Consider the following 8,263-nt stretch of genomic DNA (forward strand, 5'->3'; position numbering starts at 1 on the left):
GACGGTAAATGGGCATGTAAAAGCGCAGCACGTCCCAGAACCAGTGTCTGCTTCTGCCGAGCCTGACGGGTTCCGTCCGGGCATCGACCCGGGTTTCCAGGGCTCCGAACACCACGTAGCCGGAATACTGACTTTCCAGATCCTTGCGGGGCACGGTCTGCACGCCGTCTCCGAGCTCGGGAAGAATCACTTCCGCCTTGTCCGCGTCGAGCGCCGTCAGCACGCACGAGGCGTTGTCTTTTAAAAGAAGGACGCACGGCATGGTCAGCGGCGAAATGTTGTCGAGCGAAGGCCTATACATGACCTTGCCCTTGAGTCCGGCCCGCTCCGCGGCCCGCAGGCAGGCTCCGACACTGATTTTTTCGGAACCGGAAAGTCCGGCAAGAAGAAACTGCGGGGAAACATGCTTGCCCTTGAGCCGGATGAGAATGGAAAAACTTCTCAGAAGCGCAGGCATGAAATCCACTTCCGAGGGGGAAAGCGGAGTCATGGCCGCAGAAGCCGGAGAAGAAACTGTTGTCTGAGACTCGCTCATGATGCCTGCCTTCTCTGCATGTCTCAACATGCGGAGAACATAATATATCTCAATAAAAAAATTCCGTTTTTCCGTGACGAAAGCACCAGTCCCGTCGGAGCGGCACTTCTGCACGGCCCTTTTCTATCAGAAAACTTTCCTTCTGCGAAGATGACGGCGGTCACAGTTTTTCACATTCTTTCCGCCCATCGGACTGATCTCAAAAAGCAAAAAGGCATGTTTACCGCGTCGCTTTGCGTTGCCATGCGCGGGCACATATTGGAATTTGTCAAAAAAACAGGCATAATACGGAGTTTTTTCTGACCGCTCCCCCTCAGACGCAAAAAAGAGAGCCGTTCTTCCGAAACACGCAGCCGGGCACGACTTTGAAGCCTATGTCCCCAAAAACAAAATCACGCCGACCGGCCGCAAACGAGAGCAGCGCCGGCTCCGCGCGCCGCAAAGGGGCAGCCTCCGGCAACGCGGGTCTGCCTAGCCCTCCTGCGATGCCAGCTTCACGACCTCCCGCACCTCGGCCACGCCGTCGCGCACGCGGAAACGAACGTCGTATCCGGCAAAGGGCATGCCGTACACTCTTTCGGGATCGGTGTGATAATGCGGCCGGGGATCCCGCGCCAGAATGCCTGCAATGGCCTCCTGCTGCTCGCGGGTGAAGTGTCTGCGGCAGGCTTCGGGAAAGTCCACGCGCAGCGTGCGGTCGGCAAGGCGCGTCGTGAATCCGCCCCGCGCCTCGGGATGGGAATCGGAATACGGGACGTAGGGCTTGATGTCGAAAATGGGCGTGCCGTCCATGAGATCCACGCCGGACACGAAAAGTTCCGGTCCTTCTCTGCCGGAGAGTTCCACCTTTTCCAGCCGCACGCAGGACAGGCCCAGAAAATTGGGACGAAACGGCGAGCGCGTGGCGAACACGCCCATGCGGATGTTGCCGCCCAGACGGGGAGGACGCACCGTGGGAGACCATTCATCCCGAACGGCGCGCGAAAACTGCCAGATGAGCCAGATGTGCGTAAAATCCTCCAGACCGCGCAGCGCTTCCGGCTCCCGGAATTTCGGCGTGAACACGATGCGCCCTTTCAGCGCCTCCACGAGACCGCACTGACGCGGCACCCCGAACTTCGTCGGCAAATCCGTGTGTATGTGAGCTATGGGTTCCATGGCTCCAGCATAGCGAAAGCCCGAAGCGCAGGCAAGGCGGAGCGAGTTCCGTCATTTTCGGCTTGCAAGAGAAACGCTTACGCCCTATTCTAACGCGAATATGGTTATGCATGCCGAACCGCTCCAACACGCCATCGCACGGGGGAAACATCATGATACTTGCGCTCAACGGCAGTCCGAGAGTCAAAGGAAATACGGCAACCATGCTGAACTCCGCCCTGGAGGGAGCCGCCTCCGTCGGCGCGGAAACCAGGCTCATTCAGCTCTATTCCCTGTCGTACCGGGGCTGCATGAGCTGCTTTTCCTGCAAGCTCAAGAAAGGCCGACACGGGCACTGCGCCATGAAGGACGAACTTTCCCCCGTCCTTGAAATGATGGAACAGGCCGACGCCATTATTTTCGGCTCTCCCGTCTATTACAGCAACGTCACGCCCGAAATGCTCGCGCTCGAACAGCGCTTTCTTTTCTGCCACATGCTCTACAACAAGGAAAACCGCTGGGTCTTCCCCCGCAGAATTCCCTCGGCCTTCATCTACACCTTCGGCGTGACCGCCGATCAGACGGAAAAAGTGCTCGCGCCCTTTGCCGTCATTCATGCCCGCATGAGCGAAATGCTGGGCGTGCAGACGGAAATATGCTGCAGCGCCAACGCCTGGCAGTTCAAGGATTACAGCCTTTACGAGGCCGACCGCTACGATCCCGCCGAAAAGAAGAAGTATCACGAGGAAGTCTTCCCCGAAGACTGCCGCAAGGCCTTCGAGATGGGACGCCGCCTCGCGCTTGCACGCGTCTGAACCGAAACCGGGCTCATCCGCCGCCCCCCACGGGACGAAAAGAAAAACGCGTCTGCTTTTCGCCCCGCTTCCCTTGCACGACGCCCTCAACCCTTTTTCCCGCGAGGATACTGCCGTGGAGTATCACGTCATTCAGGTCGAAGAGCGTCCGCCGCTTCTTCTCAATATCCCTCTGAGCATTCAGCACCTGTTCGCCATGTTCGGCTCCACCGTGCTCGTGCCCTTCCTCTTCAAGGTGAATCCCACCACCTGCCTGTTCATGAACGGCATAGGCACATTGCTGTATCTCATCATCACCAGAGGAAAAATTCCTTCCTATCTGGGCTCCAGCTTCGCCTTCATCTCGCCCGTGCTCGCCATCATCGCCACAAGCGGATATTCCTCCGCGCAGTCGGGCTTCATCGTGTTCGGTCTGCTGTTCATCCTCTTCTCGCTCATCATCCGGGCCGTGGGCACCAAATGGATCGACGTCATCTTCCCGCCTGCGGCCATGGGCTCCATCATCGCCGTCATCGGCCTTGAACTCGCCCCCACCGCCGCCTCCATGGCCGGCCTCACCGGAGAGACCATCAACATGGACAACGTTCTCGTGTCCATGTTCACCCTCGCCGTCACCGTGGTAGGCTCCGTGGCCTTCAAGGGCTTTCTGGCCATCATTCCCGTGCTGTTCGGCGTCATCTGCGGCTACGTGTTCGCCTTCTTCATGGGCATGGTCGATCTTACGCCCGTCATCGAGGCTCCCTGGTTCCAGCTGCCGCAGTTCTACGCCCCCACCTTCGACCTCAACGCCATACTCATCATCGCTCCCGCCGCCCTCGTGGTGCTGGCCGAACACATAGGGCATCTGCTCGTCACCGGCAACGTGGTCGGCCGCGACCTCATCAAGGATCCCGGCCTTTCGCGCTCCCTGTTCGCCGACGGCTGCTCCAACATCCTTTCCGGCTTCTTCGGCGCCACGCCCAACACCACCTACGGCGAAAACATCGGCGTCATGGCCATCACCCGCGTGTACAGCGTATGGGTGCTCGGCGGCGCGGCCATCATGGCCATTCTGCTCTCCTTCGTGGGCAAGCTCGCCGAACTCATCCGCGGCATTCCCGTGCCCGTCATGGGCGGCGTATGCCTTCTTCTGTTCGGCGTCATCGCCGCTTCCGGTCTGCGCGTGCTCGTGGAACGCAAGGTGGACTACAGCAAGTCCTCCAATCTGGTCATGACGTCCGTCATCATGATCATCGGCCTGAGCGGCGCCAAGCTCTCCTTCGGCTCCTTCACCATTCAGGGCATGGTGCTCGCCACCCTCGTCGCCATCCTGATGAGCCTCGCGTTCAAGCTCTTCGATCACTTCCATCTGCTGCGCAAGGACTAAGCGCCGCCCGCCTTCCCTGCCCAGGGCACGACAAAGCCCCCTTCAGCCTTGCGCCGGAGGGGGCTCGTTCTTTTTTCATCGCTCTCAGGCTTCGGAGCCGGACAGCTTCACCCTGTGCTTGACGGTGATGCCGTCGCACATGAAGCACAGATGCTCCACAATATTTTCCGAACGGCGGCAGATGCGGTCGATGGAGCGCACAATGAGAATGAGCGGCACCGCCACGCCGGGATCCACAAGATTCCGGCGCACGGCGTCCATGAGCTTCTCGTAGATGGCCAGAAGCAGACGAACACTCTCGTCCGTGCTGTGGAAGACGGTCATGCCGGCATTGACGTCCTCATTGCGGAAGGCGCCAAGCGACGTGTCGAGCATGTCGAACGCCAGCTGCATGTAGCGGGCAAGATTCTGCTCCAGTTCCGAAGGCAGAGCCTCGGGAAGATGCTCCACCTGACGACCTATGGTGACGGCCTCGTCGGCGATGCGCTCAAGATCAAGCACCATGCGCACGGCCGTGAGAATGAAGCGCAGATCCTTGGCCACGGGCTGCGTTCTGGCTATGACGCTGGTGCATTTCTCGTCGAGTTCCAGCTCCATGTCGTCGATGACGTCGTCGCCGCGCACCACTTCCTCCGCAGTCTTCTCATTGCGGAGAAGCACTGCGGTGCGGGCCTTGCTGTAGGCCATCTGCACAAGACTGCCCATGGTGAGCAGTTCGGTCCTCAGTCCACGAAGTACGGAAGAACCGTACATGTCGTCCTTCATGGTCAACCTCTGCGTGCGCATGGAATCTCCATGCGGCATGGTCCCGGGGGAGATTCCCGCGGAACGTATTCGGCGGACATGAGGCTTCCAGGCGCCGCCGATCCTAAGCGCCTTCAGCCGCATTCCGTCTGAAAAAAGCACGATTCCGGACAAAAAAACGCCGTGCTTTCGCCGCGAAGCGCGACGCAAAGGCACGGCAGCACAACGCGGTCTAGCCGAAGCGGCCCGTGATGTAGTCTTCCGTCTGCTTCAGCTTGGGACGGGTGAAAATGACGTCGGTTTCGTCGGTTTCGATAAGATCGCCCATGTAGAAGAAGGCCGTGTAGTCCGAAACGCGGGCCGCCTGCTGCATGTTGTGCGTCACGATGATGACCGTAAGCTGATCGCGAAGCTGACCTATGCCTTCCTCGATCTGCTGCGTGGCGATGGGATCAAGAGCCGAGGTAGGCTCGTCCATGAGCAGGATTTCCGGCTCCACGGCCAGGGCGCGGGCAATGCAGAGGCGCTGCTGCTGACCGCCGGAAAGCGCCAGCGCGGAATCGGAAAGTCTGTCCTTCACTTCGTTCCACAGCGCGGCGCGCTTCAGACTTTCCTCCACCTTCGAGGCAATGACGGATTCCGACTTCTCGCCGTTGACGCGCAGTCCGTAGGCCACGTTTTCAAAAATGCTCTTGGGGAACGAGGTGGGGCGCTGGAACACCATGCCCACCCGACGCCGCAGCGACACGACGTCGCAGTCCTTCACGTTGATGTCCTTGCCGTCCAGCAGGATGCCGCCTTCCGCGCGGCTGCCCGCCACGAGATCATTCATACGGTTCAGGCAGCGCAGATACGTGCTTTTGCCGCACCCGGAAGGACCAATGAGCGCCGTTACCCTTTTTTCGGGAAACTGGAGACTGATGTTCTTGAGTGCCTGCTTCGCTCCGTAAAAGAAGTTCAGCGACACGGTCTCCATCTTTATGTTCTGCATGGGAAATCTCCTTGAGAAGAGACGTGGCTAAAGGTTTCAGGCAAGGGGAACGGTGAATTTTACGATGCAGCCGGGGCCGTCTTCAATGGAAATGCATCCGCCGTGGCGCTCCACAATGTGCTTGCAGATGGCAAGCCCCAGTCCGGTGGAAACCTGGCCGCCCCGATGCTTTTCCACGCGGTAGAAGCGCTCGAACACCCTCACGCGAAGTTCCGGAGGAATGCCGGGGCCGCTGTCCGCCACGCGGAACACCGCCATGCCGTTTTCCTTGTCGGGCTCCGCAGAAATGACGATCTGCGAGCCTTCCGGTGCGTAGCGGCAGGCGTTTTCCAGAAGATTGCGCACCACCCGCGTGAGATATTCGGCGTCGGCGTTGACGGAAAAATCGCCGTCGTCGAGTTTTTCAACAAATTCGAGCTTTTTGCTTTCCGCCGAGCTTCGGCACAGATCCATGCCTCCGCGTATGACCATGGAGGCGGGCATGGGCTTGATGTCCATGGGAATCGCGCCGTTCTCTATGCTGGAGAGCTGCAGCAGATCCTTGACCATGGTGGCCATGTACTGCGAGTTGCGGTCGATGACTTCCAGGAAGTGAAGCGCTCTTGGTTCCGAAACGTAGCGCTTCAGGCTTTCGGCGTATCCCATGATGGCCGTGAGCGGCGTGCGCAGCTCATGCGACACGTTGGCCACGAAATCCCTTCTCATTTCCATGAGCACGGACATTTCCGTGATATCGTGGAACACGGCCACGGCCATGAGCAGTTTGCTTTCGCCCACGATGGGGCAGATGAGCACCTGCAGCTTGCGGCCGGACATATTGTCCATTTCAAACTGCACGGGCTTTTCCGGCACGGCGTGCTTGAGCGACTCTATGCCCTTCTGCAGATCGGGAGACGGAATGACCTCCACGGGCTGCAGCCCCTCGGCGTGGGCCGCGCGGGGGAAGAGCCTCACCAGCGTGGCGTTCACGCTGCGTATGCAGCCTTCGTGATCCACCACGAGCACGCCTTCCGCAATGCTGTTGAGCACGGCGTCGAGCTGCGCCTTCTGGGCAAGAATGTGATTGACCTGCACTTCCATGCGCTGGGCCATGGAATTCACCGCCGCAGCCAGCGGCGCGAATTCGTCGCCCGGCAGCGTGCGCAGGCTGATGCGTCCGCTGCGGCTTCCGGGCGTGGCCAGATTTTCCACGGAGGAAATCATGAGCTGCAGCGAACGGCGGAAGCGCATGGACATGAACGCGGCAAAGGCCACGGCAAAGACAAGCGCGGCCACGGCGCCGGCCATGAGCGCCCGGCTTCTGTCGCCGGCATGCTCCTCCACCAGGGACAGCGGCGCCGCAACCCGGATGACGCTTATGGCCGTTCCGGGAATGCTGACCCTTTTCGCCGCATACACAAAGGACGTGCCGAGGCTGGAACTGTGCCGCACGCTGGAACCTTCGCCGCTGGTGAAGGCCTTGGCCACTTCTTCGTGATAACGGTGATTCTCCAGTTGGGAGACGTCTTCGGCAAAGGAATCGTAAAGCACGGTTCCTTCGGCATCGATGAGGGTAACGCGGTGCTCGCCGCCGGAATAGAATCGCTTCAACGTTTCCGGCAGCGCGCCCTCCTGATCGAACTCGCCCTTCTCCACCTCTTCCATAATATAGGTGCGAACAAACGAGACTTCGCGGAACGCTTCCTCGCGCGTAAGGTCGATGCTCTCCTGCTTGATGCTGTGGAGAAAATATCCGCACGGCACCAGCACGGAGAACAGAATGACGACGCAGAAGCAGAAAAAGATCTTGATGGAAAAGGTAGTGTTCTTCATGGCTATTCCTTGTAGCGATAGCCCATGCCGCGCACCGTTTCCAGATACTGGGCGGCGTCTCCGAGCTTGCGGCGCAGACGGGCTATATGCACATCGACCGTGCGTTCATATCCTTCAAACTGATATCCCCACACGGAAGACAGCAGCTCCTCACGGGTACGGATGCGTCCCGCATTGAGGAAGAAGTCCTCAAAAATGCGATATTCCAGCGCGGTGAGTTCCAGGGTGCGACCGTCTATGGAAACCCGCCGCCCCTGCTGATCGAGACTCACGCCGTGCCTCGTGATGACGCGCTTGCCCGTGTCCATGCTGCGGCGGCGCAGAATGGCCCGCACGCGCAGCATGAGCTCACGGATATTGAAGGGCTTAACCACATAATCGTCGGCTCCGTACTCGAAGCCTATGATGCGGTCCATTTCCTCGCCGCGCGCCGTCAGCATGAGTATGGGGCACGGCATGCTTTCCGCGGCGTGCTTGTTCAGCTCCCTGCATACGGAAAGACCGTCACGCCCAGGCAGCATGAGATCAAGAATGATGAGGTCGGGCCTGAGCGTTTCCGCCATTTCCTGACCGCGAAGACCGTCTGCGGCCTGTTCCACATGATAACCTTCCTCTTCCAGAGAAAAGGCCACCAGTTCACGGATGTCGTCGTCATCCTCTACCACCAGTATGACCGGCTTTTTGTTGTCCACAATGTTCCCCTTTCGGTTTGGAATGTATGTAGCCTTCCAGTATGAAGCCAATGTTACATTCTGATAAAAATATCGTGAATTGCCGCCATGTTGAACTGAAACAAAAAGTTAACATCCGGGATATACTGCCGCAACAATACCTTTCTAAGTTCCATGCTGTCCGGACGGAAT

Annotated in this window: 8 protein-coding genes; 2 read left to right on the top strand and 6 right to left on the bottom strand. The window is 59.1% G+C overall.

Annotated elements, in window-relative coordinates; all coding sequences use genetic code 11:
- A partial coding sequence (locus tag ACZM96_RS08225; protein WP_489488464.1) for a cysteine peptidase family C39 domain-containing protein occupies positions 1–535 on the bottom strand: 535 nt, incomplete at its 3' end.
- A 471-nt stretch (positions 536–1,006) separates the two neighbouring features.
- The gene (gene tsaA / locus ACZM96_RS08230; protein WP_489488465.1) at positions 1,007–1,693 is read right to left on the bottom strand and encodes a tRNA (N6-threonylcarbamoyladenosine(37)-N6)-methyltransferase TrmO; all 687 of its coding nucleotides are present in this window, start codon (positions 1,691–1,693) and stop codon (positions 1,007–1,009) included.
- 152 nt (positions 1,694–1,845) lie between these two features.
- Here tsaA and ACZM96_RS08235 point away from each other — a divergent pair, with 152 nt between their 5' ends.
- Both ACZM96_RS08235 and uraA read left to right on the top strand, forming a co-directional pair.
- Positions 1,846–2,487: a flavodoxin family protein gene (locus tag ACZM96_RS08235; protein ID WP_489488466.1), complete on the top strand. Its 642-nt coding sequence runs from the start codon at positions 1,846–1,848 to the stop codon at positions 2,485–2,487.
- Between the two features lie 115 nt (positions 2,488–2,602).
- Positions 2,603–3,853, top strand: coding sequence for a uracil permease (gene uraA, locus ACZM96_RS08240; RefSeq protein WP_489488467.1), 1,251 nt, complete (start codon positions 2,603–2,605; stop codon positions 3,851–3,853).
- Positions 3,854–3,937: 84 nt separating this feature from the next.
- On the opposite strand, the gene phoU is transcribed toward uraA, so the two are convergent.
- The 4 genes from phoU to ACZM96_RS08260 all read right to left on the bottom strand — a co-directional run bounded on the left by phoU (position 3,938) and on the right by ACZM96_RS08260 (position 8,092).
- Positions 3,938–4,639, bottom strand: coding sequence for a phosphate signaling complex protein PhoU (gene phoU, locus ACZM96_RS08245; protein ID WP_489488468.1), 702 nt, complete (start codon positions 4,637–4,639; stop codon positions 3,938–3,940).
- Positions 4,640–4,829: 190 nt separating this feature from the next.
- The gene (pstB, locus tag ACZM96_RS08250; RefSeq protein WP_294485826.1) at positions 4,830–5,588 is read right to left on the bottom strand and encodes a phosphate ABC transporter ATP-binding protein PstB; all 759 of its coding nucleotides are present in this window, start codon (positions 5,586–5,588) and stop codon (positions 4,830–4,832) included.
- Positions 5,589–5,624: 36 nt separating this feature from the next.
- Entirely contained in the window at positions 5,625–7,400 is a 1,776-nt protein-coding gene (locus ACZM96_RS08255; protein WP_489488469.1) for a sensor histidine kinase, read from the bottom strand.
- Positions 7,401–7,402: 2 nt separating this feature from the next.
- Positions 7,403–8,092: a response regulator transcription factor gene (locus ACZM96_RS08260; RefSeq protein ID WP_346666569.1), complete on the bottom strand. Its 690-nt coding sequence runs from the start codon at positions 8,090–8,092 to the stop codon at positions 7,403–7,405.
- Positions 8,093–8,263: the final 171 nt, after the last annotated feature.

It is taken from the genome of Mailhella sp., from assembly GCF_057866825.1.

Excerpts from the sequence above, each read along its gene's own strand:
- ACZM96_RS08255 (WP_489488469.1), bottom strand. The coding sequence starts at position 7,400 with ATGAAGAACACTACCTTTTCCATCAAGATCTTTTTCTGCTTCTGCGTC.
- ACZM96_RS08235 (WP_489488466.1), top strand. The coding sequence starts at position 1,846 with ATGATACTTGCGCTCAACGGCAGTCCGAGAGTCAAAGGAAATACGGCA.
- phoU (WP_489488468.1), bottom strand. The coding sequence starts at position 4,639 with ATGCGCACGCAGAGGTTGACCATGAAGGACGACATGTACGGTTCTTCC.
- tsaA (WP_489488465.1), bottom strand. The coding sequence starts at position 1,693 with ATGGAACCCATAGCTCACATACACACGGATTTGCCGACGAAGTTCGGG.
- pstB (WP_294485826.1), bottom strand. The coding sequence starts at position 5,588 with ATGCAGAACATAAAGATGGAGACCGTGTCGCTGAACTTCTTTTACGGA.